The sequence below is a fragment of the Rhodococcus sp. MTM3W5.2 genome (genome assembly GCF_001984015.1).
GTDB lineage: Bacteria > Actinomycetota > Actinomycetes > Mycobacteriales > Mycobacteriaceae > Rhodococcus_G > Rhodococcus_G oryzae.
This window is the reverse complement of record NZ_CP019572.1, coordinates 4,300,586-4,326,404: the sequence shown is the minus strand read 5'-3', so window position 1 is coordinate 4,326,404 and position 25,819 is coordinate 4,300,586. Positions and strand designations below refer to the sequence as shown.

Below are 25,819 nucleotides of genomic sequence, written 5' to 3'. Positions count from 1 at the left end.
CCGCCCGTTCGTGGCGGCTCAACTCAGCGCAGCACCTCGCGGTGCTCGTTGGCGTATGGCACGTGCTCGTCGACGCGCCCGGCCTGCAGCTTGTTCACCCACTCCGGGTCGGCGAGCAGCGCCCGTCCGACGGCGACGAGGTCGAACTCCTGATTCTCGTACTGCTCGAGCACGCGGTCGATGCCGACGGTGTTCGAGGCGCCGTCGGGGGAGAACGCCGTGGTGAACACCTTGTCGAGTCCGACGGAGCCGACCGTGATCGTCGGCAGCCCGGAGAGCTTCTTCGTCCACCCGGCCAGGCCGAGCTTCCCGTCGGAGCCATCGAGTTCGGTGAACGCGGGTTCCCAGTGCCTGCGGGTGGACGCGTGCAGCACGTCGACACCGGCGGCGACCAGCGGGTCGAGAACCTGCTCGAGCTCCGCGGGTGACTGCGCGATGCGCGCGTCGTAGTGGTTCGACTTCCACTGGGAGAAGCGGTAGACGATGGCGAAGTCCTCGCCGACCGCCGCGCGGATGGCCGCGACCACCTCGGCGGGGAACCGGGTCCGCGACTGCAGCGAGCCCCCGTAACCGTCCGAGCGCTGGTTGGTGCCCGCCCAGAGGAACTCGTCGAGCAGGTAGCCGTGCGCGCCGTGCAGTTCGATGCCGTCGAATCCGATGTCCTTCGCGTTGACCGCGGCCGCGACCCAGGCCTCACGCAGGTCGTCGAGGTCGCCCGTCGTCAGCGCCCGCCCGACCGGCGAGCCGTCGAGCGCGAGGCCGGAGGGGCTGACCGTGGTCGACTCCGGGTTGAGGTGGGGGTTCTCGCCGCGCTCGACCCCGAGGTGCCAGAGCTGCGGGATGATCGCACCGCCCTCCGTGTGCACGGCGTCGACCACGCCGCGCCAGCCCGCCAGGCTCTCGGTGCCGTAGAGGTGCGGCACCCGGGTGTGCGGGCCCGCGGCCGGGTCAGGGATGTAGGTCCCCTCGGTGATGATGAGGCCGACCCCACCCGCGGCGCGACGGCGGTAGTACTCCGCCACGTCCGCGCCCGGGATCCCGTCCGGCGAGAAGCCCCGCGTCATCGGGGCCATCGCAAAACGGTTCTTCAGGGTCAGGGACTTGACCGCGAACGGTTCGAAGAGTCCGTCGACGGGCAGGGGGACGTGTGATTCGGTCATGACCCTGGGTAACTACATGCAGGCGCAACTTATTCCAGGGGTGGTCGACGCCCGGCTAGTCGAGGTCGCGCTCGCGGCTCTCGCGTTCGACCCGCTGCTGCTTGGCGATCCGGCGCTGTTCCTCGGCCCGCTCTCGGCACTGGCGCAGGAAGGCCTCGTCGTCGTCGGGATTCTGCGGGAGCTGCCTGCCAGGGCGGTCGTACTCGCTGTAGGCGGAGGGGTGCGGTCGCCCGCGCTGCGGTCGCGCGCCCTGTGGGCGGCCGAGGATCAGCCACAGCAGGGAGCCGACTGTCGGGATCAACAGCACGATCAGGATCCAGCCGATCCGGGGGAGGTGGCGTACCTCGTGGTCCTCACAGGTGAGCACGTCGACGATGCAGAAGATCCACAGCGCCATCATCACGAGTCCGAAAGCCGCGTACGGCATGAAAATGTCCTCCCCAGTCCAGCACCGCGCCCTGTTGCGCCGCGTCACCCGGCCGCGCGCGCATGGCTGCTGTGCCGGGATGACCCCGCGGGGAGAATATGTGTTGCGGGCGCCGATTCGTGAGCTTTGCTCAGATTGTGATCCCCGTCATCCCTCGTCGAGGACGATCCACTTACCGAAGGGCGGCGGGCCCTCGCCGTGGACCTTGATTCTCTGCTCGGTGGTGTCGGGGTGTTTGACGTGCATCCACTCATAGCCGTGCAGGACGTGTTCCTCGGCCGCGGATTCGTCGACCACCACCATGTCGCCGTTGGCGCGCTGCTCGAACGCGAATCCACTTTCGGGAGCGATGACCCACCACGTCTGATTGCCCATGACCTCGAGTCCCATCCGGGAGAAGTTGTGCGGACAGGTCAGACGTTACCGCCGATCGACACCAGGCGGGCGTCCCGATTCGGCGTCGAAGGGCCGATACGCTGCGGCGACGCCGCAACAGATGTTGCTGGAGATACTAATGTGACTGGCGACACCAGAGTGATTGTGATGGAATGGCCGAACCACCCAGGTCACCGTGGCCCCTCGTCGGCAGTCGGGGCGTGCCGGTGACGACAGCAATCAGTGATGTGAGGGCGTCGTGCAGGTTTCCCGTCGAGAACTATTCAAGTACGTGGCCGCCGGATCCGCCGCTCTTGGCGTCACGGCGCTCGGATCCAATTCCCTGCTCGCGCAGGCATCCCCGAACCTCGGCACCCTGATCGACTACGCGGGCGGGGTTCCGTCCGCGGAGGCCATCCTCGCCGCCGGACACGTCGGTGCCATCCGCTACGTCTCGGACCGTCGGCCAGGGGCGGAGTGGATGGAGGGCAAGCCGATGCTGGAGGCGGAGGCAACGGCGCTAGCCGAGTCCGGGCTGGAGGTCGTCTCCTGCTACCAGTTCGGCAAGGCGGACACCGCGGACTGGCGCGGCGGATTCGAGGCAGGGGTGGAGCATGCCGAGCGCGGACTCGAGCTGCACCTGGCCGCGGGCGGTCCGGAGAACCGGCCCATCTACGCCTCCATCGACGACAACCCGAGCGAGGACGACTTCACCGAGCTGATCGCCCCATACATCCAGGGTTGGGAATCGGTTGTCGGGCACGAGAACACGGGCGTCTACGCGAACTCCCCGACCCTCGATCTGCTGGTGGCCGAGGGCCTGGGTGCGTTCTACTGGCAGCACAACTGGGGCACGCCCTCGGGATTCGTGCACCCCGAGGCGCATCTGCACCAGTACGAGATCGACAAGCGAGCCGTCGACGGTGTCGGCATCGACCTGAACGCGATCCTCAAGGCCGACTACGGCCAGTGGTCGCTGGCCTGACCGAACGCCGTGCCCCGGGCACGCCCGGGCACGGCGATCGGTCAGATGATCAGCAGGCCGGCTTGGCGATGTTGTAGATCTGCTGTGCCTGGTCCGGGGTGGCCTTGACGCCGTTGTTCTCGGCCCTGGTCTCGAGGCCGGCGACGATCTCCTGCTCGGACTGGCCTGCGTCGATGTCGGCGCAGGTCTGCGCGAGGATGTCTTCGATCGCGTCGTCGTCGCGGCCCTCGGCCAGATCGGGATTCGCGACCTTGAACGCCGCGGTGAACGTCGCCACCTTCGCGCTGTCCAGGGCACCCCTTGCCTTCGAGGCTGCGGTGCTGGCCGCGGCATTCGCCGAGGACATGGCGCCCTCCGCGGCGTTGGCGGCGGACGACATCGCGCCCTCTGCGGCACCGGCGGCGGACGACATCGCGGCCGATGCCTTGTCCTTGGCGGTCTGGGCGTTGTCGCTGGCTTCGTCGGAACTACAGCCGGTGAGGGCGAGCGCGAGGGCGGCGGTGGAGGCGGCGAGCACTGCTGCTGCTTTTCTCATGCGGTCGAGCCTAGCCGCGACGGCGGGGGATTCGGAGCAAGACGAGCGCAGTCCGATCACGACTCGATGACAGACTTCTCGCATGGGTATCGGTCGCTACGCCGCACTGCTGGCACGCCGGCCGGTGCGCAGGCTGATCCTGGTCGGGATGATCGCGCGGCTGCCGCACTCCGCGGCCGGGCTGATACTCACCCTGCACGTCGTGCAGACCCTCGGTCGGGGATACGCGGCCGCGGGACTCGCGGCGGCGGCGCTGACCATCGGCATCGCGGTCGGCTCGCCCTGGCGCGGCCGGCTGATCGACCGGATCGGGCTGCGAAGAACCTTGCTGCCCTCCGTGATCGCCGAGGGCGTGCTGTGGCCGATCGCCGCCTTCGTCCCCTTTGAGGCGCTGATCCCGGTCGCCTTCGTCTGCGGGGCCTTCGCGCTGCCGATCTTCACGGTGGTCCGCCAGAGCATCAGCGTGCTCGTCGGCGAGGCGGATCGGCGGACCGCGTACGCGCTCGACTCGATCGGCACCGAGCTGGTGTTCATCGTCGGCCCGGCGACCGGGGTCTTTCTCGGCACCCACTTCAGCACCAGGGTCACCCTCATCGCGATCGGCGCGTCCGTCGTGGTGGCCGGGCTGTTCCTGATGTGGTTCAACCCGCCGACCCGCAGCCAGATCGCCGTCGCGGCCGGTGCCGAGTCGGCGGTCGCACCCGCGGTCGACGACGCGACGGCCGCCGCCATGAGCGCCGCGACGCGCCCCGGCTGGCTCACCGCCGCCGCTGTCGGGGTGTTCGCCGCCTCGGCGGGTGCCACGTTGATCCTGGCTGGCACGGACGTCGGCATCCTGGCCGCGCTCCGGGCGAGCGGGGAGGTGCAGTCCCTCGGTGTGGTGTTCTTCTTCTGGTGCGCGTCCTCGATCGTCGGCGGTCTGATCTACGGCGCGATGCACCGCCCGGTGAGCCCGGCGCTACTGCTGTTCCTGCTCGGCCTGTTCACGCTTCCGATGGCCTTCGCCACCTCGACCTTCACGCTGGCGGCACTCGCCATCCCTGCCGGGCTGTTCTGCGCGCCGGTGATGGCGGCGACGGGCGAGGCGATCGCAGACCTGGTTCCGGAGGACCGGCGGGGCGAGGCGATGGGATGGCAGGGGACCTCGTTCACCCTGGGCGGCGCGGTCGGTTCGCCGCTCGCCGGTGCGATGGTCGACCGTGCAGGACCGTCGGCCGGATTCACCGCGGTCGCGGCGGTGGGCATGGTGATCGGCTTGGTGGGGTACGTGGCCAGGCTGTGGGGCGCGGCCGCGCGGGCAGGCCGACACGACCGCGTGTAGCACAGCAGGTCGGTCCCGCTGCCGGTACCGTCAGCGGGACCATTTCGAGAGAGGACAGACGTGGAACCGATCATCAACATCCTGTACGCCCTCGCGGCGAACATCTACGACCGCGTGTCGAGCGGATCCGTGGCCCCGCAGGAACCGCAGAACCCCTAGTGCGCGACGCGCCCTAGGCGCCGCCGACCGCGGACAGCCACGCGCGGGCCTCGTCCGGAAGTCCTCCGGACGATTCCGCGGCGCGGCACCACTTCTTGGCCATCTTCAGGAACTTCATCGGGTTGTAGACGTCCTCCTCGCAGGACCACAGCCCGTCGCCCGCGTAGTGCAGGATCGTCAGGTTCGAGGCCTCGTGGAGCGTGCCGTCGCCGGGATCGCGCATCGGGTTTCGGATCTCGCAGATCACCCAGCCGCGCTCCTCGTCGATCGTGTACCAGGCCGCGGGGAACTCCGTCATGTGGCTGCCGGGGAAGCTCGTCATCGTCCGCACCACCCACTCCCGGATCTGTTCCCGGCCACTGAAGTTCCCATATGCGTGCTCGATGTAGGTGGCGTCCTCGGTGAACATGTCGGCGAAGAGGTTCCAGTCGCCCGTCGCGGTGGCCTTCTCAACGGTGCGCTGGTAGCCCTCGAAGGCCGACTCCAGTTCGGCCCTCGTCCACGTCCGGTTGTCGGTCTTGTCCGCCTCGGTCACGTGCATCCTCCGTCGAATCGTGTTGTGCGGCTGTCAGTTTCTGGGTAATGCGGCTCAGGTCTGGGTGTGCGACATCGGCGATACCGCGAGTCCGGGCTCTTCCGCCAGCACATGCAGCGGGCGGTCGCTCGGGCTCGTGGTGTCGGCTCGCCAGGACAGCACCGACCACTTCGAAAGTCCGGACAGCGCCGAACCCAGGCTGCCGAACGAGGCGGAGGACAGGGCGGAACCGGCCGAGCCGATGGAGCCTATCGAGAGGATCGAGCCGACGCTGCCGATCGAGAGAATCGAGTAGGCCGAGCCGATCGAGAGGATGGAGCCCTCGGATCGGATGGACAGGATCGAGCGTCGCGAGTGCACGGACTTCACCGAATGCGGTACGGAGGCCATCGCTGAGGTTTACCACAGGGCCGGGCAAAGCAGAAGGGCCCCTTCGCGATGCGAAAGGGCCCTTCTGGGATGGCTGGTGACTTACGGAACGACAACCATTCCGACGGTCGGCAGGAAGCTGCAGGTGATCGGCGCGGCGCCCTCGGCCTGGGTGGTGAGGGAACCGGAGATCACCGCGAGAACGCGGCCGCGGCCGGTGTCGGCGATGGCGGACAGGGTGGCCGGTCCGTCCGGGTTGATCTTCGACTCGGACGTCAGGTTCTGGGTCGCCGACTTCTGGTTGTCGATGTTGACCCAGCTGACGGTGAGCGGGACCGGCTGCACGTCGGCGGGCTTCTTGGTGCCCAGCGCGGTGAAGACGAACCCGGCCTGGCCGGCCTTCGGTCCCGGAGGGGGCAGGTGCGCGGGGCCGGGGACTGCCAGCGCGGTACCCACCGAGTCGGCGGTGGCCGAGATGCAGCCCTTGCCGAGGGTCGGGTAGAGGAACTGGGCGATCACGGGGCCGCTCTCCGGCGGGAGCTCGGGGCCGCCGCCGCCGCTGCCGTCGAGGAAGGTGATGACCTTGGCGAGGGTCGCCTTGGTCGACTCGGGCAGGTTGGAGGACTCGAGCAGCGCCTTCGCCTGGGCGAGCAGGTCTGCCTGCGGTCCGCCTGCGATGTCGGACGGGCCTGCGGCGGCACCGATGATGGCCGGTGCCAGCGAGGCCAGGGCCTCGATGTTGAGGCCTTCCGGGAGCACGGGCGCGGGCTGCGCCACAGCGTTGGTCGGAGCAGCCAAGGCAGCGGCCGCGGCTATCGCTAGCGCGGTGATCGTTCTGCGCGGTCCTCGCGTACGAAGCACAGTCGTCCCATCCTTATTTTCTTCAAGCGTCGGTTGGCCTGCAGGCCCCCAGCGGTAACGAGGGGCCACTCTATGCAGGCCATCAGGCGGTTGTACAGCGCTAGCCGAGACAACCCTGTTATTTCTTTGTCACCCGAGAGTGACTCCGGGTCGGGAGTCTATGGCAATGCTGGCCGGATGATGCTTGCCCGGTGACCATATCGTGTGACTAGAGTGAAAATTGAGATTGTTGATGCAACTGTTATCCACAATTTTCGGGGAGGTTCAGCGGCCGACGCGGCTGCCGTTAGGCTCGCTGTCGAACGCTTCGGGTTCCACCCGTCGGCCCACACCACACGGGAGAACGCGAGACGTGTCCGAGATGCCACCCGCACCCCAGACCCGGGATGCTCGCACCGATAGCCGGTCGGCATCGATCCTTCGCTTCGCCCCGCTGCTGCTGGCGGTCTCCGTCGCGGTGCGGATGGCATGGGTGCTCCTGAGCCCGAACGGCATGAACCTGGTCGATCTGCACGTCTATGTGGACGGCTCGGCCGCGCTCCTCAGCGACAACCTCTACGACTTCACCTACGCCGAGCTGACCCCGGACTTTCCGCTCCCGTTCACGTACCCGCCGTTCGCCGCGCTGGTGTTCTTCCCGCTGCACTACCTGCCCTTCCCTGTGGTGGGGGTGTGCTGGACGCTGCTCACCATCGCGGCGCTGTTCCTGGTGATCCGGATCAGCCTGGAACTGATCTACGGCGCGGCGGCGAGGGAACCCCGCTGGACCGCGATCGCGCTGACCTGGACGGCGGTCGGGATCTGGACCGAGCCGGTTCGCACCACGCTCGACTACGGGCAGGTCAACGTGTTCCTGGTGCTCGGCGCTATGGTCGCCGTCCGCAGCACCCGGTGGTGGATCGCGGGCGGGCTGGTCGGCTTCATCGCGGGCATCAAGCTCACGCCCGCGATCACCGGCCTCTATTTCGTGGCGCGAAGGCGATGGAAGGCCGCCGTCTTCTCCGCGGTCGCTTTCGGGCTGACGGTGGCGGTCAGCTACCTCACGATCGGCCCGTCGGCGCGCGAGTATTTCGAACACCTGCTCGGCGATGCATCCCGCATCGGCCCGGTCGGGTCGGTGTGGAACCAGTCGGCGCGCGGCGCGTTGAGTCGGGTACTCGGCCATGACGTCGAGAGCGGCTGGCCGTGGCTGGTCGCGGTGGCGGTCGCGGCACTGCTCGCCTTCTTCGCCTGGCGGGCGCTCGGGGCCGACGACAGGCTCGGCACCCTCGTCGTGGTGCAGCTCTTCGGGCTGTTGATCTCGCCGATCTCGTGGTCGCACCACTGGGTATGGCTGATCCCGATGCTGATCTGGCTCGTGCACGGACCGCTGGCGGAGCGGCTGGGGTCGAAGATCCTTGCAGGCTGCTGGCTGGCGTCGACCATCGTCGGGGTGCCGTGGGTGCTGTCCTTCTTCCAGGACTCGATCTGGCTGATCTCCAGGCCTGCCGTGCTGGCCTGGCTGGGCGCCGTGAACGTGGTGGGCGCCGTCGCGTTCTACGCCTGGGTGATCTACGCCGGACGGCTCAGCCTTCGGCAGCCAGACGATCGATCTCCTGCGCAAGGCCCACGTCCAGATCGGTGATCCCGCCCATGGAATGGGTGGCGCAGGTGAAGGTGAGCGTGCGCCAGCGGATGTCGATGTCCGGGTGGTGATTGCGGCTCTCGGCGGCTGCCGCGACCCGATCGACCAGCGCGATGGCGGCGGGAAAGGTCGGGCACTTCAGTGTTCGGGTGATCGAGTCGCCCGCGCGCTGCCAATCGGGCAGCGATCCCAGCGCGGCTTCGACCTCGGCGTCCGACAGCAACTCGGCCATGACAATGATGGTGCCATGCATGAAGCCCGGGCGGAAACGAATGCGGTGCGAGAGGTCGCGGCGGCGGCGATCATCGCGGGCGGTCGGCTGTTGCTCGCGCAGCGGGTCGCGCCGCCGGAACTGGCCGGCATGTGGGAGCTGCCCGGCGGCAAGATCGAGCCGGGGGAGACCCCGGCACAGGGCCTGCGCCGCGAGCTCCGCGAGGAACTGGGGGTGGACACCGTGGTCGGCGATCGGATCGGAGTGGACGTGCCGCTGCCGAAGGGCATGGTCCTGCGCGCCTACCTGGTGTCACTGTGCGACGGGACCCCGACAGCGCTGGAACATTCCGCGGTGCGCTGGGTGACCGGGCCGGAGCTCGCCGCCGCCGATCTGGTGCCGAACGACAGGGCGTGGCTGGCGGAGTTGATGGCGGTGCTGCACGCGGGGTGAGTCGCGCACAGCGTCGGAACCGCGTCAGACCCTTTCCATTTCGGATGGTTTCGAAATGATCATGATCGACCTGGACGGGTGCTAGGTTTCGGCTGCGGTCTCACACAGGCCCAGTGCAGACCGTGAAAAGTGTCTCAAGGCAGTGATTTTTGAGCTTCCGGCCCGCCAATGAAAGGTGTGTGAACGGTGCGAACAAGAACACTCTCCACGATGATACGAAGATCGGCGGTGGTCGCCGCGGCGGCCGCAGTCGCGATCGCGGCCCCGGGAATTGCGAACGCCCAGACGCCATCCAATCCCACCGGTGACCCCAGCCTTGACTGGCTGTACGGACAGAACAGCGACTTCGCCGGGGGCGGCGGCAGTCTCGCCGGACTCGGCAGCAGCGGCGCCGGATTCAAGGACGCCTTCTACTCCCCACCCGCGAATCTCGCCTCGCTGCCGAACGGCGCGATCATCCGCGAGCGCGATGTTCGGCCGATCCCGATCGTGGGCGGCAAGGCAAGGCAGCTCGCATACAAGACCACCAACTCGCAGGACAAGCCGATCCTCGCGGTGACCTCGGTGTTCACGCCCGAATGCGGCGGCGCGGGGTCGTCCGGTTCGATCGGCACGCTGCTCGGGTCAGCCGGCGGTTCGCTCGGCGGCGGCGGAGAGTGTGGCGTCGGCGCGGGCAAGCTGCTGTCGTATCAGCACGCGACCAACAGCCTCGGCATGAAATGCCAGCCGTCGGTGCTGTTCAACGACAGCAATCCGATCACCACCCTGACGGTGGCGGTGCCGTTCCTGCAGGAGGCGCTCAAGCGCGGCTACACGGTGTCGGCGCCTGACCACAACGGCCCGCTGTCCTCCTTCATCGCCGGTAACACCGAAGGACATTCGGTGCTCGACGGTATCCGCGCGACCGAGAGCCATCTCGGGCTCGCGGCCGACACGGAGGTGGCCCTCGTCGGTCAGTCCGGTGGCGCACACGCCACGGCGTGGGGTGCTCAGCTCGCCCCGACATATGCACCGGAGCTCAACGTGATCAGCGCCGCGATGGCAGGCCCGCCGCTGGACATCCTGGCCACCGGGCGTCAGAACAACGGGAAGGGCACCTCGTTCTTCTACATGGCGGCGGTCGTCGCGCTGTTCCGCGAGTACCCGGAGGAGGCGGACCCGAACGGGTTCTTCACCGAAGAGGGCAAGCAGGTCGTCAAGCAGTTCGGTGACGCCTGCATGCTCGGTGACGGTCTCGGCACGGGTCCGAACGGGTACGGAACGCGCACGCTCCAGAGCCTCACCCACTGGCCGGAGTCGGACGATCCGATTCCGCACTGGCCCAAGGCCGTCGCGGTCGGCGAGAAGAACCAGGCCGCCAGGCCGGGGCAGATCCCGGAGGTGCCGCTGCTGATCGTGCACGGCACCGAGGACGGCATCGTGCCCGTGGAGTCGACCACGGCGATGGTCGGGAAGTACTGCGCCGCGGGTGTGACGGTCGATTGCCGGCGGGTCCCCGGTGGTCACGTCGACGTCAGCATGAACCACTGGAACGAGCTGATGGACTACACCGATGACCGGTTTGCACACAAGCAGGCGCCGAACAATTGCGCGTGACAACCGATAACTGACTGGGGCCGTCGGGAAACCGGCGGCCCCAGTCGTTTCCGCTGCCCGCTGGTAGCGTTCATCGGCGAATCGAGGGGAAGGCATCAGCCATGGGGCGATCGACGAGAGCAATTCTCGGCTTGGTGGTGGCCTGCGCCGCCGCGCTGACACTGGGGGTGACCCCCTCAGCGGCGGCCGAACCGCTGGCCGGTCCGACGCCGTTGGTGGACAACTGGTTTCAGGGTCCCGGTGATCTGTCGGGGTACGCGAACGGGGACGTGATCCGCAGCCGCCCGGTGGAGGTCCGCTTCCCGGCCAACACTCCGTGGCCGGTGGTCAAGACCACCCAACTGCTCTACCGCACCACCGATTCGTTCGGGGCGCCGGTGACCACGACGGCGACGGTGATGGTCCCCGACCGCCCGTGGACCGGACCGGGGGCCCGCCCGCTGCTCTCCCAGCAGCAGGCGATGGACGCCCTCGGTCTGGCGTGCAACCCCTCGGTGACCCTGCCCGCGGGCAAGTCCCAGGACCTGGCCCTCATCTCTCCGATGCTCGCGCTCGGCTACGCGGTCGTCGCCTCCGACTACCAGGGCCCCGAGATGGCATGGATTGCCGGACGACAGACCGCACACGGCGTGCTCGACGGCATTCGTGCCGCGCAACGCTTTGAGCCGCTTGGGCTCTCGCAGGCGCCGGTCGTCATGTACGGCTACTCGGGCGGCGGCCATGCCACCGCATGGGCGGCCGAGCAGAAGGCCACCTACGCGCCGGAACTCAACGTCATCGGTGTCGCCGAGGGCGGGGTCCCCGGCGACCTGGCCGGGCTCAGCGAGAAACAGCCGGCCGTCGGCTTCACCGCCTGGGGCACCCTGCTCGGGTTGTCGAGGGAGTACCCGGACAAGATCAGGCCGCAGGACTACCTCACCCCCGAGGGGATCGAGTTCGCCAAGACGCTGACCGACGGGTGCCTGACGGACCTGCTCGGCAAGACCAAGGGCATCAGCCTCGCCCAGTACTCGAAGGTGGGCGACATCCTCACCATCCCGAGCGTCGAGGCCGTCATCGAGGAGAACTCGCTGGCACGCACCGCCGCCACGCCGGACATGCCGCTGTTCGTCTTCCACGACACCAAGGACGTGCTGATCCCGGACTGGGGATGACCGGAGTGGTCCGCGAGTACTGCAACCGTGGGGTCGACGTCCAGTACGCGCCAGGACTGGGCGTCGATCATGTCGGTGGGGCGTTCGTCGGGATGCCGCCCGCCTACAAGTGGCTCGACGACCGCGTCGTCGGCCGTCCGACCACGCCGAACTGCTGATCTAGACGGCGCGCGAGGGGAAGGGGCTCAGGAGGCGCGTGCCTTCTTGAGCCCCTTCTTCAGGTCCTTGCCCGTGACGCCCTCGTTCTCGAGCTTCTTCATCCGCATGATGACGACGGGACACTTGAGGCATCGCGTCTTGCTGCGGCAGCACTTCTTCTTCGGCTTGAGGCTCGAGACCTTCTTCGCCTTGACCTTGCCCATGTCGGCACGGCCCTCCTGCCCGGTCGGATACCGGATCATCCCGGCCTACCCGAGGTTAGCTTGCCCTCACGAATCGGCCAGGCGCAGGCGCGTGCCGCGGTCGGGATGGCGGCCTCGTCGGTCGGTCCGGGTAGATCGCCGAGTAGCAGATCCAGGGTGATTCACAACTCGTTTTCGGCGGAATTGCCGCGGGCGGGTAGTATCTAGCTGGCCGCAATGCCTGCACAGGTCGTCCTGTGCTGATGGATTCGCATTCGCGACGCGGCCGCCCGAGCCGTGCGAGCCTAGGTTTCGCGTGGCTGAATCAAGCCAGCCAGGAGACCGCAGCGTGCCCAGCACCACCTTCCGCAATGTTGCCATCGTCGCACACGTCGACCATGGCAAGACCACCCTCGTCGACGCCATGCTCCGGCAGTCCGGCGCCTTCGCCGAGCGTGCCGAACTGGTCGACCGCGTGATGGACTCCGGTGACCTGGAGCGCGAAAAGGGCATCACCATCCTCGCGAAGAACACCGCCGTGCATAAGCACAACGAGGACGGTTCGGTCACGGTCATCAACGTGATCGACACCCCCGGCCACGCCGACTTCGGTGGCGAGGTGGAGCGCGGCCTGTCCATGGTGGACGGCGTTGTGCTGCTCGTCGACGCCTCCGAGGGCCCGCTGCCGCAGACCCGTTTCGTGCTCCGCAAGGCGCTCGCCGCCTCGCTGCCCGTCATCCTGGTCGTCAACAAGACCGACCGCCCCGATGCCCGCATCGAGGAGGTCGTCTCCGAGAGCCACGACCTGCTCCTCGACCTGGCGTCCGACCTGGACGACGAGGCCGCCGAGGCCGCCGAGCTCGCCCTCGACCTGCCGGTGCTCTACGCCTCCGGCCGTGAGGGCAAGGCCAGCAAGGTCCAGCCCGAGAACGGCCAGGCCCCCGACGCCGAGAACCTCGACGCGCTGTTCGAGGTCCTGATGGAGAACGTCCCGGCGCCCAAGGGCACCGTCGACGCGCCGCTGCAGGCACACGTCACCAACCTCGACGCCTCCGCCTTCCTCGGCCGCCTGGCCCTGGTCCGCATCCACAACGGCGAGCTCCGCAAGGGCCAGACCGTCTCCTGGATGCGTGAGGTCGACGGCGAGCCCGTCGTCACCAAGACCAAGATCACCGAGCTGCTGCAGACCGTCGGCGTCGAGCGTCAGCCGGGAGAGGTCGCCGTCGCCGGTGACATCGTCGCGGTCGCCGGCTTCCCCGACATCATGATCGGCGACACCCTCGCCGACCTGGAGAACCCGGTCGCGCTGCCGCGGATCACCGTCGACCAGCCCGCCATCTCCGTCACCATCGGCACCAACACCTCGCCGCTCGTCGGCCGGGTGAGCGGCCACAAGCTGACCGCCCGCATGATCAAGTCGCGTCTCGATCAGGAGCTCGTCGGCAACGTCTCGCTCAAGGTCCTCGACATCGGTCGCCCGGACGCATGGGAGGTGCAGGGCCGTGGTGAGCTGGCGCTGGCCATCCTGGTCGAGCAGATGCGCCGCGAGGGCTTCGAGATGACCGTCGGCAAGCCGCAGGTGGTCACCCGTCAGGTCGACGGCAAGGTGCACGAGCCCTTCGAGGAGCTCACCATCGACAGCCCCGAGGAGTACCTCGGCGCCATCACCCAGCTCCTGGCGAACCGCAAGGGCAAGATGGTCCAGATGGCCAACCACGGCGCCGGCTGGGTTCGCATGGAGTTCATCGTTCCCTCGCGTGGCCTGATCGGTTTCCGCACCGACTTCCTCACCGAGACCCGCGGCACCGGCATCGCCAACGCCGTCTTCCACGGCTACGCGCCGTGGGCGGGAGAGATCCGCGCCCGCCACACCGGGTCGCTCGTCTCCGACCGCACCGGCTCGGTGACCCCGTTCGCGATGATCCAGCTCGCCGACCGCGGCACCTTCTTCGTCGAGCCCGGCGCGGACACCTACGAGGGCATGGTCGTGGGCATCAACCCGCGTCAGGAAGACCTCGACATCAACGTCACCCGCGAGAAGAAGCTGACCAACATGCGTCAGTCCTCCGCCGACGTGATGGAGACCCTGGCCAAGCCGATCAAGCTCGAGCTCGAGGGCGCCATGGAGTTCTGTGCAGGCGACGAGTGCGTCGAGGTCACCCCGAGGTGGTCCGCGTCCGCAAGGTGCACCTGTCGCAGACCGACCGCGCCCGCGAGCGTTCGCGCAGCAAGTCCCGCGACAAGGCCGCGCTGTAGAGTTGCGCTTCGCGCCTGTGCGCGGTTGACGAGTCTGCGGACCCGTCAGCCGCGCACAGGCGTTTACAGCCGTAGATCGAAAGGGACGTGCGAGTGCATCGAGCGGGACGACGAACCCGACGGATCCTGCCGATCGCGACAGCCCTTGTCGCCGGCCTGGTGCTGGCGGGCTGCACCGCGAACCCGCCGCCGCCGGTGGAGAGCACCGACAGTCCCAAGCCGACGACGGCGGTGCCCACCAAGAACACCGTCGTGGTCGCGATCGACGACGTGGGCCTCGGCTTCAATCCGCACCTGCTCTCCGACCAGTCCCCGGTCACCTCGGCGGTCAGCTCGATGGTGCTGCCGAGCGCCTTCCGCCCGGTGCCGAGCCCGACGCGCCCCGGCGGCACGGACTGGCTCCCCGACGAATCCCTGCTGATCTCCGCGGACGTCACCTCCCAGAATCCGTTCACGGTCACGTACCAGCTCCGCAACGAGGCGCAGTGGTCCGACAGCGCGCCGATCGCCGCCGAGGACTTCCGCTACCTGTGGCGGCAGATGATCAGCCAGCCCGGCGTCGTCGACCCGGCCGGCTACGGCCTCATCACCGACATCGGCTCCTCGGGCGGCGGCAAGACCGTCACCGTGACGATGAGCTCGCCGTATCCGGCGTGGCGGGAGCTGTTCACGGACCTGCTCCCCTCGCACCTGGTGAAGGACTCGCCGGGTGGGTTCACCCGCGGACTGGCGGAGAACATCCCGGTGTCCGGCGCCGACTTCCACATCAAGTCCATCGACCGCGGCCGTGACGAGATCCTGCTCGAACGCAACGACCGGTTCTGGGGCAAGCCCGCGACCCCCGATCAGATCCTCATGCGTCGCGGTGGTTCGTCCGCGCAGCTGGCCGACTCGATCCGTTCCGGTGACGCCCAGGTCGCGCAGGTGCGGGGCAGCGGCCCGCTGCAGGCTCAGTTGGCCGCGATCCCCTCGGTGCGCGCCGCCGTCACCCCCGCGCCCCGGGTGCTGGAGCTGACCCTGAACGGCAGGGTCCCCGCGCTCGCCGACCAGCGGCTGCGTCGCGGTCTGATGGGGCTGCTCAGCCCCGACCTGCTGGCCTCCGTCGGCACCCCGACCGGCGCGAACGCGACGCCTGCCCGGGCCCAGGTGCTGGCGCCGTCCGATCCGGGCTACGTCCCGACCGCCCCGCCCGCGCCGAGCCGCGAGCAGGCGCTCGGGTTGCTCGCCGAGGCGGGCTGGGTTCACGCGTCCGTTGAAGGCCCCGGGGAGACGACGACGGCCACGATCGCGAAGGACGGCGAGCAGCTGGCCCTGGTCATCGGTGCGCCCGAGGGCGACGACTCCGCCATCGCCGTCGCGAACACGGCGGCCGACCAGCTTCGAGGCGCCGGGGTGGATGCCTCGGTGACGACGATGCGTCCGGACGAGCTGTACGGCAAGTCGCTCGTCGAGGGCGAGGTCGATGCCGTGGTCGGCTGGTCGCGCGCGGGCTCCGACCCGGCGACCTCGATGGCCTCCCGGTTCGCCTGCCCCCGCCCGCGATGCCTGCCCCGGCCCCATCCGGCGCCGGTGAGTCGACAGACGCCGATCCCGACGTCGTGCCCGATCCGCTTGCCCCGAGCAATCTGTCGGGACTCTGTGACTCGGCCCTGCAGGCGGGGATCGACGAGGCGCTTCGCGGGACCGCGGATGTCGGACACGTGATCGCGCAGGCCGAGCCGAAGCTGTGGGATCTCGCCGCCGTGCTGCCCGTCCTGCAGGACACGACCGTGGTCGCTGCCGGGCCAGGCGTCCAGGGTGTGTCGCTGACCGGCGCGATCCAGGTCGGCATCTTCGCCGATGCCGCAGGCTGGTCGAGGAGCCCCCAGTGAGCGAACGTCGACTGCTGCTGGTGCACGCCCATCCCGACGACGAGACCCTCACCACCGGGGGCACCATCGCGCGGTACGCCGCCGAGGGCGCGCAGGTGACCGTGCTGACCTGCACGCTCGGCGAGGAGGGCGAGGTGATCGGTGAGCGGTGGGCCGGTCTCGTCGCGGACCGGGCCGATCAGCTCGGCGGCTACCGCATCCTCGAACTGACCGAGGCGCTCGCAAGGCTTGGCGTCGACGGACCCAGGTTCCTCGGCGGGGCGGGACGCTGGCGGGATTCCGGCATGATCGGCACCCCGTCAGCAGCCAACCCGCGCGCCTTCGTCAACGCGGACCCCGAGGAGGCGGTCGCGGCTCTGGTCGCGGTGATCCGGGAGGTCCGTCCCCACGTGGTGGTCTGCTACGACCCGGACGGCGGTTACGGCCACCCCGATCACATCCAGGCGCACCGCTTCACGATGGACGCGGCCCTGGCCGCGGGCACTGATGCGTATCCGGACGCGGGCCGGCCCTGGGAGCCGGCAAAGGTGTATTGGACTGTCACCGAGGCGAACTCGTTGGCGCAGGGGATGGAGTGCATCACCGAGATCCCGGCGTCGTGGCGGATGCCGGAGCCGGGGGAGTTGCCCTGTGTGCTCGACGAGACGGTGACCGCCGCGGTGGACGTGCGGGCGGTGCTCGATGCGAAGCGGGCCGCGCTGGCCTCGCATGCGACGCAGGTGACGGTCTCGGAGACGGGCACGGAGTACGCGCTGTCGAACAACGTCGCGCAGCCGATCCTGGCCGAGGAACACTACGTCCTGGTGCGCGGCGCCCGCGGCGCGGTCGATGCCGACGGTCGCGAGCGGGACCTGTTCTCCGGCATCGCCTTCTAGCAAGCGGTCGTCCCGAAGGCTTCCAGTCCCCCCACGGCGTGACCCGATCCGGGTTACCCTCGGGTGCTTCATCAGTCGTTCCTGAGTTCTCTCGCACGTTGTATCCAGATCGATTATCGATTTCCGGATCACGAAGGGATCAGCCCGATGGCGTTGCACAGGGTCACCGACAGGGGCGGGGACGCCCAGGACATCTACTCGACGCCGCTCAGCCGAGAAGTGTTGCCGAAGTACCAGATGCCGGACGAAGCGTCGGACCCGCGGATCGCCTACGCGCTGATCCACAGCGAACTCCAGCTGGACGGCAACTCCTCGCAGAACCTCGCGACGTTCTGCTCGACCTGGTCCGAGGACGAGGTCCACCGGCTGATGAACGACTGCCTCGACAAGAACATGATCGACAAGGACGAGTATCCGCAGACCGCGGAACTCGAGTCCCGGTGCGTGCACATGCTGGCGGACCTGTGGAACTCGCCTGCGGGCCGCGACACCATGGGCTGCTCCACGACCGGATCGAGCGAGGCCGCGATGCTCGGTGGGCTGGCCCTCAAGTGGCGTTGGCGCCAGCGGCGGCAGGCGGAGGGCAAGCCCACCGACCGCCCGAACCTGGTGTGCGGACCGGTGCAGATCTGCTGGGACAAGTTCGCCCGGTACTTCGACGTGGAACTGCGCCAGGTCCCGCTCGAGCCGGGCGCGACGGGGATCCGTCCGCACCAATTGCGGGAGTACGTCGACGAGAACACCATCGGTGTCGTCGCGATCCTCGGCGTCACGTACACCTGCGACTACGAGCCCGTGGAGGAGATCGCGGCGGAGCTGGACGCGATCATGGCGGATACCGGGCTGGACGTGCCCGTTCACGTCGACGCGGCCAGCGGGGGATTCATCGCCCCGTTCGTGCAGCCGGAGTTGGTGTGGGACTTCCGGATCCCGCGGGTAGCCTCCATCAACACCTCCGGTCACAAGTACGGACTGGCCCCGCTCGGGGTCGGCTGGGTGGTGTGGCGGTCGGCGGACCTGCTGCCTGAGGACCTGGTGTTCCGGGTGAGTTATCTCGGTGGCAACATGCCGACCTTCGCGCTCAACTTCTCCCGGCCGGGCGGCGAGATCGTCGCCCAGTACTACCTGATGCTGCGCCTCGGCCGCGAGGGCTACCGCAGGATTCAGCAGACGTGCGCCGAGACCGCCCAGGCCCTCGCGGAGGAGATCAAGACGATGGGGCCGTTCACCCTGCTCTACGACGGGACCGGCGGGCTGCCCGCGGTGTCCTACACCCTGACCGACCCGGCGACGGCGGGCTTCTCGCTGTACGACCTCAGTGACGAGCTGCGGCGGCGCGGCTGGCAGGTGCCCTCGTACCCGTTGCCCGCAAACCGTCAGGAGACCGTCATCCAGCGGGTCCTGGTACGGCACGGGATCTCCCGCGATGTGATCTCCCTGCTGGCGGAGGACATCCGTCGATCGCTGGCGCGGCTGGCCGGGGGCACGCCGTCCGACGAGGCCCGGTCGGGGTTCCATCACTGACGGGTTCAGGTACCTCCCGAGGCAGGGGTCGGCTGTGACGGCCGACACCAATCCGATTAGACTGTGATGCGGGTCATAGCCGGGTCGGGCTGACGGAAGGGTGTCGATGTACAACTGGAGTGTTCAGAACGCGATCGTGGCATTCGTGGATTCGCTGCGTCCCCACTCGGAGCAGCATCACGAGATGTACATGAACGCGCTGTACAACTTCGTCGACATGCAGAGTCACCTGCTCACGCTCCTCGGCTACCCGCCGGTGGGCTGAAGCCCCCGGCCTACGATTGGTGCCATGACTTCCGGCACCAGCCCCGCACCGACCGGGCGTCGCATCCTCGACTCGGCGATTCTCGGCCTGCTGATGTTCGACGGCGCGCTCACGGCCGTGCTGGCCGTGCTGTTCCTGCCCACCTACCTGGGTGCGGTGGCGTTTCCGATCAGCGCGCTCGCCGCGGGCGTCGTCAACGTGTTGCTGGTGCTCGGGGCCCGCACCGTGACCGACCGGGCCTCGATGGCGGCGCTGCCGCTGGTCGGCTGGTTCCTCGGCTTCGTGCTGTGCATGGTCGGCGGTCCGGGTGGGGACGCCCTGTTGCTCGCGAGCCCACTGACCCTGGTGCTGCTCGGGTTTGCGGTGGTGCCCGCCGGGCTGCTCCTGCTGAGGTACGCCTCCGAGGACGCCGTCGCGCGCGGCAACTCCGCCCGCCGGGCCTAGACGCGGGTAAGTGAGAGTGTCGGCTACCGGGGCAGCAACCCCGCAGCCAGACCGGCATCGGACAACACCGCCTCGACCATCGCCTGCGTGAGCCTGCCGGTGAAGGTGTTCTGCTGGCTGACGTGGAAGCATCCGAACACCTCCAGCGCGCTGCCGTCGCCGGTCGGGGCAGGACAACGTGGGCGCCGTGGCCGAACTTCGGCCGCGGCCGCGGTACCGCCCAGCCTGCGTCGGCCAGCGCGGGAAACAGTGCCTGCCAACCGAATCCGCCGAGCACGACTACCGCCCGCAGGGTGGGGCTGAGCAGTCGCAGTTCCTCGTCGATCCAGCGGCGGCAGGTGTCCCGCTCGGTGGGCGTCGGCTTGTTGTCCGGGGGCGCGCAGTGCACGGGTGCGGTGACCCTGACCCCGCGCAGCCGCAGGCCGTCGTCGCGGCTGACTGCGGCCGGTTGGTTCGCCAGCCCGACCGCGTGCAGCGCCGCGTACAGCACGTCCCCGCTGCGGTCGCCGGTGAACATCCGGCCGGTCCGGTTCCCGCCGTGCGCGGCGGGGGCGAGCCCGACGATCAACAGCGCGGCATCGGCCGGACCGAACCCGGGAACGGGTCTGCCCCAGTACGTCTCGTCGCGGAATGCGGCTCGCTTCTCGACGGCCACGCGCTCGCGCCACTCGACCAGCCGTGGGCAGCGCCTGCAGTCGACGAGCTCGCCGTCCATCTCGGCGAGGGTGGCATGGGCTTCCACAGATCCGACGGTACCCGCGCGTGGTCCAGGTCGGTCAGGAGCAGGGAACCGTGCCCGTCAGCGTCGGGTCGAGTGCCTTGCGGGCGAGGAAGATCGGAGCCGAGTGCTCGAGGAGGCCGACCTGCGGATTCGGGCCGGTGTCGAAGCTCTTCCTGGAGTGCCCGACAAAGAGGTCCTGGTCCTGGCACTCGTCCTGCACGTACACATTGTTGAGGGACGGTCCGGGGGCGGCGTCGAGGAACGACCCCGTGTACGGGGTGATGGTCCGGTCCGTCTTCGATGCGATGACGGTGTAGTCGATCCCCGGGAACGTCTCCTGGCCTGCGTTGAGTTTGGCCAGGAATTCCGATCCGATGATCTGCTGCTGCGAGGACTTCGAGGCGCCCGCTGCCCTGGCCGCCTCCACGGTCGGGTACTGGTCGCGGTAGCTCGTCCCGTGGGTGGACGGCGCGAGCATGACCAGGGTGTGAACCTTGCTGTTCGCGGGGTTCTGCTGGTCCGCCCCGCCGGCGAACCGGAGGTACTGCCGGGTCACGGTGCCACCCTGCGAGTGCCCGACGACGTCGACCTGCGCGGAACCGGTTTCCGTGCGAACTCTGTCGATGAACTCGGCCAGCTCGACCGCCGCGTCCTCGATCGCCGCGTGTCCCCACCAGTCCCGGCCTGCCGGGATGGGGGTCGGGCCAAGGAAGAGCGAGGGGGCGAAGCCGTAGTTCAGCGCGAAGACGCAGTACCCATCGTCCTTGAGCGGCTTGATCAGCGGGCCCTTGTCGCTCGGGTTCTCCGTGTTACCCCAGCTCTCCTGCATGCTCCTACCGGTGCCGTGCACGAGCACGACCGGTCGAGGGTGCTCCGGCGACGGCTCGCATTCCCAGTCGTTCGCGCCTGCGAGCAGTCCCTGTTCGGGCTCCGCCGCGGAACCCGTCATCGAGGACTGGGCGGACGCCGTCGCCGACGGGAGGATCGCGGTGGTGAGGGCGAACAGTGCGACGGTTGCGACGCTCGTCGCGACCGCGCGGAGCCGGTCGTTCACGTGAGTACTCCTGAGGCTGGGTGCGGGAAGTGCGAGACAGTGCAGCCGTCATCTGTAACACCCCCGACGGGGTCGGCGCAGGAGAATGCCCCGTTCGGTCAGTCCGACGCGGCTCGCACTCTGAGCGTAAGCACCTGGAACGGCCTCAGCGTCACCGTGATCGTGTCGCCGTCGACCGTGGCGCCGGTGGGGGCGGCCACCGGCCGTTCGAGCAGGTCGACGGTCTCGATGCCCGCGTGCGGGAAGTCCACGTCGATCCGCGCGGTCGATCTGGCGCCGGTGGATTCGTACAGCCGGACCACGACGTCGCCGCTGCGGTCCTCGGCGAGCTTGACTGCCTCCACCACCACCGCGGGATTCGACACCCGCAGCAGCGGTTCGACCGGCGCGCCGCCCGTGATCGTGCGGGGTGGCAGGTTGATCCGATAGCCCTCGGCGACGGCGTCGCCGATCGTGGCAGCCGGCCGGACGGAGACCCGCAACGTGTGTGCGCCCTGATCGGAGGTGGGGTCCGGGTACAGCGGCGCGCGCAGCAGCGACAGGCGCACGGTGGTGGTGCTGCCGCCGTCCTGCCGGGCGGAGCGTCCGATGTCGTGGCCGTAGGTGGAGTCGTTGGCGACCGCGACGCCGTACCCGGGCTCACCGACGTGGACCCAGCGGTGCGCGCAGATCTCGAACTTCGCGAAGTCCCAGGACGTGTTGGAGTGCGTCGGTCGGAAGACGTGGCCGAACTGTGTCTCCGCGGCGCTGCGGTCGGCGTGCACGTCGAATGGGAAGGCCAGCTTGAGCAGCTTCTGCCGTTCGTGCCAATCGATCTCGTTGCTGATCTCCAGCGCGCAGGCGCCGGGGGCGAGCTCGAGCCGCTGCACGACGGTCGAGTCCCCGAACGACCTGCGCACCACCACGGCGTCGCCGTCACGATCGACGGAGTCGGCATCCCGCAGGTCGGTCACCGTGCGGCGATAGAACTCGTCGATGTCCCAGGCGTCCCACTGGTTCGGCACGTCCCGGTGCAGCTGAAGCAGGTTGCCGACCGCGCCGGGTGCGATGGCGTCGCGTCCGGTGTCGGCATCGGTCAGCGAGGTGATCAGGCCGTCGCCGTTGATCCTGACCCGGACGTGGCCGTTGTCGAGGACAAAACCCTTGCCTCGCCCGGTGATCCGGGTGGGGGTGGCCTCGGGGACTGCGGTCGCGATGCCGAACGCGGGCACGCCCTCGCGCGCCTGGGGGCCCGCGTTCAGGGTGAGGGTCGCCGAGCCCTCCCCGGTCACTGCTCCTGCCGCGTCGGCGATGATCTCCTCCAGACCGGCCGCGACGGCGGCGTAGTTGCGTTCGGCGTCGCGGTGCACCCACGCGATGGAGCTGCCCGGCAGGATGTCGTGGAACTGCTGCAGCAGCACCAGATGCCAGAGCCGCTCGAGCTCGTCGTACGGGTAGTGCGCCCCGGCCCGCACGGCGGCCGTGGTCGCCCACAGTTCCGCCTCGCGCAGGAGGTGCTCGCTGCGCCGGTTGCCTTGCTTGGTCCTGGCCTGCGAGGTGTAGGTCCCGCGGTGCAGCTCCAGATAAAGCTCGCCGGACCACACGGGCGGGGTGGGGTACTCGGCTTCGGCCCGGCGGAAGAAGTTCACCGGCGAGTCCAGCGTCACGGTGGGTGAGCCCTCGAGCGAACGGGTCCGCTCTGCCGCGGCCAGCATCTCGCGGGTCGGCCCGCCGCCGCCGTCGCCCCACCCGAACGGGACAAGGGACACCGTCCCCGCGCCCTGCTCCCGGTAGTTGCGTTGGGCGTGACCGAGGTCGTGTCCGGACAGGTCCGAGTTGTACTTGTCGACAGGGGGGAAGTGGGTGAAGACCTGGGTGCCGTCGATGCCCTCCCATCGAAAGGTGTGGTGCGGCATCCGGTTCGTCTTGTTCCAGGAGATCTTCTGGGTGAGGAAGTACTGCGACCCCGACAGGTGGACCAACTGCGGCAGCGCGGCCGAATAGCCGAACGAATCGGGCAGCCAGACCTCGGGGGTGTCGACGCCGAACTCGTCGAGGAAGAACCGCTTGCCCGCCACGAACTGCCGCGCCATGGCCTCGCCGCCGGGCATGTTGGTGTCGGCCTCCACCCACATGCCGCCGACCGGGACGAACTGGCCGGTCGCGACCTTGTCCCGGATCCGCTCGAACAGCTCCGGATAGCCGTCCCTGACCCAGGCGAGCTGCTGCGCGGACGAGCAGGCGAACCGGAAGTCCGGGTGATCGTCCATCAGCGCAACGACATTGGAGAAGGTGCGGGCGCACTTTCGGATCGTCTCGCGCACCGGCCACAGCCAGGCCGAGTCGATGTGAGCGTGCCCGACGGCGATCAGGTTGTGTGCGCTGGCGTAGGCCGGTCGCGCGAGCACCTCGCGCAGTTGCTTGCGGCCGGCCGCGGCGGTGCCCGCGATGTCGTCCGGGTCGACGGCGTCGAGCATCCGCTCGAGGGCGCGCAGGATCTCGTGCCTGCGCGGCAGGTCGAACGGCAGCGCGTGCATCAGGCCGCTGAGCGCCGCGATGTCCTGCGTCAGCTCCCACACCGTGCGGTCGCGAAGCGCGAAGTCGACCTGGCGGAGCTGGTAGATCGGTTCCTCGCCGGCGGTGTCCAGGTCGCCGAGCGCGGTGGGCTGGAAGCCGAAACTCCGTGCCACATCGGGATTCGCGGCCAGCTCGAGGTAGAGGTCGACCGGCCGGTGCGGGTCAACAGGAAGGTAGGTGTTGAACGGGGAGATCGCCTTGATGACGGTGCCGTCGGGCCGGTAGGCGAGCGCCTCGGCGTTGAATCCGGGGCCGCCCGTGAACCCGGGATCGACCACCAGTTCCACCTCGACGTCGTCGCCCAGGCCCTGCCAACGATCCGGCACCCGCCCGGTCACGTGCAGCCACATCGTCCCCCACGGCCTGCCCCAGCGGGTCCCGATCGCGATGGCCGCGAACTCCTGCCTCAGTGCCTCCGACACGGGCACCGGCTCGCCCGGCACCTGCCACGCCGTGAGCTCGACCGGGGCGGTGTCCCGGTAGAGCGCCGCACCGAGCCGCTGATCGACGAACCGTCGCAGCCGCTCCTCCACGATTTCGCGATCGTCGTGCATCGGTGTCCTCCGTGCGTCGATGAGGGTCAGAAGGATCGGCTCAGGTGGTGCGGGTCCAGATGTCGCCCGCGCCAGGGGTCACGGTCTCGATCAGGGCCCAGGCGCGGTCGGCGGGCAGATCGAGGACCTCGTAGTGGCCGGCACCGGCCGGGGTGGCCGCCACCACGGTGGCGACCCCGGCGCGCCGCTGGAACCAGCTCTGCCGCACGGTCCATCCGATGATGCCGTCGGCCTCGAGGCTGGCCCGGCTGCGGTCCAGCGAGCCACTGCGGGTGATGAGCCATCCGGGCGGCGTGGCGTGACCGAGGCCGCGATAGCGGTCCCAGGCCAGCGCGGTGGCGGCCACAGCCAGGACCGCCAGCCCGGCCCATGCCTGCCACCGCAGCGGCACGCCAAGAGCCGTTGCGACCGCGGTAGCAACGGCCAGCGCTGCCACCGGGAGCAATGCCCGGGTGTACCGGCGGCGCCTGGCCGCCGGGCCGTGTGGGGTGAGTGCCACGGGGGAGTGGTCGCCGCCGAGGACAACGGCCGCCACCCGCTCGGCCTCGGCCCGCGGCGACTGCGGCATCAGCAGGGTGGACTGTCCCTTGCCTGCGCTGATCCCGGTCATGATCGCGTCGAGGTGGGCACCGCCCGCGGCCCGCAGCAGCAGCGGCTCCCGCAGCGAGGTTCCGCGCAGCCGGGCCCGGTCCAGGGTGGTCTGCCTGATCTTGAGCAGGCCGTGGCTGACGTGCAGCACCTTGCCGTTGTCGGTGACCCGGAGGTTGCCGAACGCGATGAGGTAGCGCACGCAGGAGAGCCCGCTCGCCACGACGATGAGTGCGACCAGCCCGAGCACGACGGCGGCGGCGATGCCGAGGTGCTGCATGGAGTCGACCCCTCGACTCACCGCCGAGGAGTCGGCGATCCGCTTGCCGAGCCCGTATTGGAAGGCGAGGCCGATCGCGGCGGCCACCGTCACCACCCCGGTGACGGAGAACGGTGCGTAGCGGACCCACGCCGGCGTCCAGTGCGCGATCTCCGTTTCCGGGTTCGGGGTGCCCGCGTCCGCGCCCACCCGGACCGTCTCGGCATCGGCAGGCGCCGCGGGCTGCTGGTGCCCGGCCAGCAGGGCCGCGCGCAGTGCTGGGACAAGGGCGGAATCGAGCGCGTTGAGCTCGAACCTCTTGGAGTCGCCGTGTCCGGACTGCTGGCCGGTACCGATCCGGACGACCGACAGGCCAAGGAACCTGTGCAGCACGCCGGATTCCACGTCGACCGAACGGATCCGGTTGCGCGGCACCGAGAGCAGGTTCTTCTGGAACACCCCGGTGCGCAGCTGCACGTGGACCGGGCCGATCCGGTAGCTGGTGGTGAACCAGCGCAGCAGCGCGTACGCCACCAGGACGGCGACGACGATCAGCCCGAACGTGTGGTTGCCGCTCTGGGTGCCGACGACCAGTGAGATCAGCAGCACCGGTAGCAGTTTGACGACCTCGTCGACCGGATGGACGAGCAGCATCCGCTTGTCGAGCCGCAGCCACGGCTGTTCCTGCTCGGCCGCCAGGGCGGCGGCGCCCGAGGCCTCCGGTGGGGCGGTACCGGGTGCGGGGT

The 25,819-nt window shown here is 69.1% G+C and carries 23 protein-coding genes and 3 pseudogenes; 13 read left to right on the top strand and 13 right to left on the bottom strand.

Features of this window, described 5'->3' with window-relative positions:
• Positions 1 to 23 precede the first annotated feature (23 nt).
• The 3 genes from BTZ20_RS19505 to BTZ20_RS19495 form a co-directional block, all read right to left on the bottom strand.
• Entirely contained in the window at positions 24 to 1,160 is a 1,137-nt protein-coding gene (locus BTZ20_RS19505; protein ID WP_077042494.1) for an NADH:flavin oxidoreductase, read from the bottom strand.
• Positions 1,161 to 1,215: 55 nt separating this feature from the next.
• The gene (locus tag BTZ20_RS19500; RefSeq protein ID WP_077042493.1) at positions 1,216 to 1,587 is read right to left on the bottom strand and encodes a PLD nuclease N-terminal domain-containing protein; all 372 of its coding nucleotides are present in this window, start codon (positions 1,585 to 1,587) and stop codon (positions 1,216 to 1,218) included.
• 147 nt (positions 1,588 to 1,734) lie between these two features.
• The gene (locus BTZ20_RS19495; protein ID WP_223263419.1) at positions 1,735 to 1,977 is read right to left on the bottom strand and encodes a maltose regulon activator MalT; all 243 of its coding nucleotides are present in this window, start codon (positions 1,975 to 1,977) and stop codon (positions 1,735 to 1,737) included.
• 244 nt (positions 1,978 to 2,221) lie between these two features.
• Between BTZ20_RS19495 and BTZ20_RS19490 the strand changes: the two genes are divergently transcribed.
• Positions 2,222 to 2,947, top strand: coding sequence for a DUF1906 domain-containing protein (locus tag BTZ20_RS19490; RefSeq protein WP_077042492.1), 726 nt, complete (start codon positions 2,222 to 2,224; stop codon positions 2,945 to 2,947).
• Positions 2,948 to 2,996: 49 nt separating this feature from the next.
• Here BTZ20_RS19490 and BTZ20_RS19485 read toward each other — a convergent pair whose 3' ends face one another.
• Positions 2,997 to 3,482 carry a hypothetical protein gene (locus BTZ20_RS19485; protein ID WP_077042491.1) on the bottom strand — a complete coding sequence of 162 codons (486 nt, stop codon included), beginning with the start codon at positions 3,480 to 3,482 and terminating at the stop codon, positions 2,997 to 2,999.
• 82 nt (positions 3,483 to 3,564) lie between these two features.
• Here BTZ20_RS19485 and BTZ20_RS19480 point away from each other — a divergent pair, with 82 nt between their 5' ends.
• Positions 3,565 to 4,803 carry an MFS transporter gene (locus BTZ20_RS19480; protein ID WP_077042490.1) on the top strand — a complete coding sequence of 413 codons (1,239 nt, stop codon included), beginning with the start codon at positions 3,565 to 3,567 and terminating at the stop codon, positions 4,801 to 4,803.
• A gap of 172 nt (positions 4,804 to 4,975) precedes the next feature.
• Here the strand turns inward: BTZ20_RS19480 and BTZ20_RS19475 are convergent, their stop codons facing one another.
• From BTZ20_RS19475 to BTZ20_RS19465, 3 genes are all read right to left on the bottom strand, one after another.
• A complete protein-coding gene (locus BTZ20_RS19475; protein ID WP_223263418.1) occupies positions 4,976 to 5,497 on the bottom strand; it encodes a nuclear transport factor 2 family protein in 522 nt (173 codons plus the stop codon).
• A 54-nt stretch (positions 5,498 to 5,551) separates the two neighbouring features.
• Entirely contained in the window at positions 5,552 to 5,887 is a 336-nt protein-coding gene (locus BTZ20_RS19470; RefSeq protein WP_077042488.1) for a hypothetical protein, read from the bottom strand.
• A gap of 81 nt (positions 5,888 to 5,968) precedes the next feature.
• Positions 5,969 to 6,727: a hypothetical protein gene (locus BTZ20_RS19465; protein WP_077042487.1), complete on the bottom strand. Its 759-nt coding sequence runs from the start codon at positions 6,725 to 6,727 to the stop codon at positions 5,969 to 5,971.
• 361 nt (positions 6,728 to 7,088) lie between these two features.
• Between BTZ20_RS19465 and BTZ20_RS19460 the strand changes: the two genes are divergently transcribed.
• On the top strand, positions 7,089 to 8,351 hold the full coding sequence (locus BTZ20_RS19460; RefSeq protein ID WP_077043839.1) for a mannosyltransferase: 1,263 nt from the start codon (positions 7,089 to 7,091) through the stop codon (positions 8,349 to 8,351).
• Here BTZ20_RS19460 and BTZ20_RS19455 read toward each other — a convergent pair.
• Positions 8,293 to 8,583, bottom strand: coding sequence for a 4a-hydroxytetrahydrobiopterin dehydratase (locus tag BTZ20_RS19455; RefSeq protein WP_077043838.1), 291 nt, complete (start codon positions 8,581 to 8,583; stop codon positions 8,293 to 8,295). The genes BTZ20_RS19460 and BTZ20_RS19455 overlap by 59 nt on opposite strands.
• 15 nt (positions 8,584 to 8,598) lie before the next feature.
• On the opposite strand from BTZ20_RS19455, the gene BTZ20_RS19450 reads away from it, so the two are divergent.
• The 4 genes from BTZ20_RS19450 to BTZ20_RS29225 all read left to right on the top strand — a co-directional run bounded on the left by BTZ20_RS19450 (position 8,599) and on the right by BTZ20_RS29225 (position 11,923).
• A complete protein-coding gene (locus tag BTZ20_RS19450) occupies positions 8,599 to 9,015 on the top strand; it encodes a (deoxy)nucleoside triphosphate pyrophosphohydrolase (RefSeq protein ID WP_077042486.1) in 417 nt (138 codons plus the stop codon).
• Between the two features lie 210 nt (positions 9,016 to 9,225).
• A complete protein-coding gene (locus tag BTZ20_RS19445; protein WP_083742758.1) occupies positions 9,226 to 10,611 on the top strand; it encodes a lipase family protein in 1,386 nt (461 codons plus the stop codon).
• Between the two features lie 101 nt (positions 10,612 to 10,712).
• Positions 10,713 to 11,765, top strand: coding sequence for a lipase family protein (locus BTZ20_RS29230; protein WP_145982357.1), 1,053 nt, complete (start codon positions 10,713 to 10,715; stop codon positions 11,763 to 11,765).
• Positions 11,762 to 11,923, top strand: a complete 162-nt coding sequence (locus tag BTZ20_RS29225; RefSeq protein WP_145982356.1) for a lipase family protein — start codon at positions 11,762 to 11,764, stop codon at positions 11,921 to 11,923. Before BTZ20_RS29230 ends, BTZ20_RS29225 begins: the two co-directional genes overlap by 4 nt.
• Before the next feature lie 27 nt (positions 11,924 to 11,950).
• Here the strand turns inward: BTZ20_RS29225 and BTZ20_RS19430 are convergent, their stop codons facing one another.
• Positions 11,951 to 12,166, bottom strand: coding sequence for a hypothetical protein (locus BTZ20_RS19430; RefSeq protein ID WP_077042483.1), 216 nt, complete (start codon positions 12,164 to 12,166; stop codon positions 11,951 to 11,953).
• A 289-nt stretch (positions 12,167 to 12,455) separates the two neighbouring features.
• Between BTZ20_RS19430 and typA the strand changes: the two are divergent.
• The 6 genes and pseudogenes from typA to BTZ20_RS19405 all read left to right on the top strand — a co-directional run bounded on the left by typA (position 12,456) and on the right by BTZ20_RS19405 (position 19,341).
• Positions 12,456 to 14,362 (top strand): annotated as a pseudogene (typA, locus tag BTZ20_RS19425) (translational GTPase TypA).
• 87 nt (positions 14,363 to 14,449) lie between these two features.
• Positions 14,450 to 16,233: pseudogene (locus tag BTZ20_RS19420) on the top strand (ABC transporter family substrate-binding protein).
• A complete protein-coding gene (gene mshB / locus BTZ20_RS19415) occupies positions 16,230 to 17,108 on the top strand; it encodes an N-acetyl-1-D-myo-inositol-2-amino-2-deoxy-alpha-D-glucopyranoside deacetylase (protein ID WP_077042482.1) in 879 nt (292 codons plus the stop codon). The pseudogene BTZ20_RS19420 and the gene mshB overlap by 4 nt, the downstream one beginning before the upstream one ends.
• 147 nt (positions 17,109 to 17,255) lie before the next feature.
• On the top strand, positions 17,256 to 18,632 hold the full coding sequence (locus BTZ20_RS19410) for a glutamate decarboxylase (protein WP_077042481.1): 1,377 nt from the start codon (positions 17,256 to 17,258) through the stop codon (positions 18,630 to 18,632).
• Positions 18,633 to 18,738: 106 nt separating this feature from the next.
• Positions 18,739 to 18,897: a hypothetical protein gene (locus tag BTZ20_RS27380; RefSeq protein WP_169310534.1), complete on the top strand. Its 159-nt coding sequence runs from the start codon at positions 18,739 to 18,741 to the stop codon at positions 18,895 to 18,897.
• 24 nt (positions 18,898 to 18,921) lie between these two features.
• The gene (locus BTZ20_RS19405; RefSeq protein ID WP_077042480.1) at positions 18,922 to 19,341 is read left to right on the top strand and encodes a hypothetical protein; all 420 of its coding nucleotides are present in this window, start codon (positions 18,922 to 18,924) and stop codon (positions 19,339 to 19,341) included.
• Between the two features lie 23 nt (positions 19,342 to 19,364).
• On the opposite strand, the pseudogene BTZ20_RS19400 reads toward BTZ20_RS19405, so the two are convergent.
• From BTZ20_RS19400 to BTZ20_RS19385, 4 genes and pseudogenes are all read right to left on the bottom strand, one after another.
• A pseudogene (locus BTZ20_RS19400) lies at positions 19,365 to 20,056 on the bottom strand (uracil-DNA glycosylase).
• A 61-nt stretch (positions 20,057 to 20,117) separates the two neighbouring features.
• Entirely contained in the window at positions 20,118 to 21,116 is a 999-nt protein-coding gene (locus BTZ20_RS19395; protein WP_077042479.1) for an esterase/lipase family protein, read from the bottom strand.
• 98 nt (positions 21,117 to 21,214) lie between these two features.
• Positions 21,215 to 24,226, bottom strand: a complete 3,012-nt coding sequence (locus tag BTZ20_RS19390; protein WP_077042478.1) for an alpha-mannosidase — start codon at positions 24,224 to 24,226, stop codon at positions 21,215 to 21,217.
• Positions 24,227 to 24,266: 40 nt separating this feature from the next.
• Positions 24,267 to 25,727 carry a PH domain-containing protein gene (locus tag BTZ20_RS19385; RefSeq protein WP_083742966.1) on the bottom strand — a complete coding sequence of 487 codons (1,461 nt, stop codon included), beginning with the start codon at positions 25,725 to 25,727 and terminating at the stop codon, positions 24,267 to 24,269.
• Positions 25,728 to 25,819: the final 92 nt, after the last annotated feature.

Coding starts and splice junctions, on each gene's coding strand:
- BTZ20_RS19505 (WP_077042494.1), bottom strand. CDS start 1,160: ATGACCGAATCACACGTCCCCCTGCCCGTCGACGGACTCTTCGAACCG.
- BTZ20_RS19500 (WP_077042493.1), bottom strand. CDS start 1,587: ATGCCGTACGCGGCTTTCGGACTCGTGATGATGGCGCTGTGGATCTTC.
- BTZ20_RS19495 (WP_223263419.1), bottom strand. CDS start 1,977: ATGGGACTCGAGGTCATGGGCAATCAGACGTGGTGGGTCATCGCTCCC.
- BTZ20_RS19485 (WP_077042491.1), bottom strand. CDS start 3,482: ATGAGAAAAGCAGCAGCAGTGCTCGCCGCCTCCACCGCCGCCCTCGCG.
- BTZ20_RS19480 (WP_077042490.1), top strand. CDS start 3,565: ATGGGTATCGGTCGCTACGCCGCACTGCTGGCACGCCGGCCGGTGCGC.
- BTZ20_RS19470 (WP_077042488.1), bottom strand. CDS start 5,887: ATGGCCTCCGTACCGCATTCGGTGAAGTCCGTGCACTCGCGACGCTCG.
- BTZ20_RS19460 (WP_077043839.1), top strand. CDS start 7,089: ATGCCACCCGCACCCCAGACCCGGGATGCTCGCACCGATAGCCGGTCG.
- BTZ20_RS19455 (WP_077043838.1), bottom strand. CDS start 8,583: ATGGCCGAGTTGCTGTCGGACGCCGAGGTCGAAGCCGCGCTGGGATCG.
- BTZ20_RS19450 (WP_077042486.1), top strand. CDS start 8,599: ATGCATGAAGCCCGGGCGGAAACGAATGCGGTGCGAGAGGTCGCGGCG.
- BTZ20_RS19445 (WP_083742758.1), top strand. CDS start 9,226: ATGATACGAAGATCGGCGGTGGTCGCCGCGGCGGCCGCAGTCGCGATC.
- BTZ20_RS29230 (WP_145982357.1), top strand. CDS start 10,713: ATGGGGCGATCGACGAGAGCAATTCTCGGCTTGGTGGTGGCCTGCGCC.
- BTZ20_RS29225 (WP_145982356.1), top strand. CDS start 11,762: ATGACCGGAGTGGTCCGCGAGTACTGCAACCGTGGGGTCGACGTCCAG.
- BTZ20_RS19430 (WP_077042483.1), bottom strand. CDS start 12,166: ATGATCCGGTATCCGACCGGGCAGGAGGGCCGTGCCGACATGGGCAAG.
- BTZ20_RS19410 (WP_077042481.1), top strand. CDS start 17,256: ATGGCGTTGCACAGGGTCACCGACAGGGGCGGGGACGCCCAGGACATC.
- BTZ20_RS27380 (WP_169310534.1), top strand. CDS start 18,739: ATGTACAACTGGAGTGTTCAGAACGCGATCGTGGCATTCGTGGATTCG.
- BTZ20_RS19405 (WP_077042480.1), top strand. CDS start 18,922: ATGACTTCCGGCACCAGCCCCGCACCGACCGGGCGTCGCATCCTCGAC.
- BTZ20_RS19390 (WP_077042478.1), bottom strand. CDS start 24,226: ATGCACGACGATCGCGAAATCGTGGAGGAGCGGCTGCGACGGTTCGTC.
- BTZ20_RS19385 (WP_083742966.1), bottom strand. CDS start 25,727: ATGCTGCTCGTCCATCCGGTCGACGAGGTCGTCAAACTGCTACCGGTG.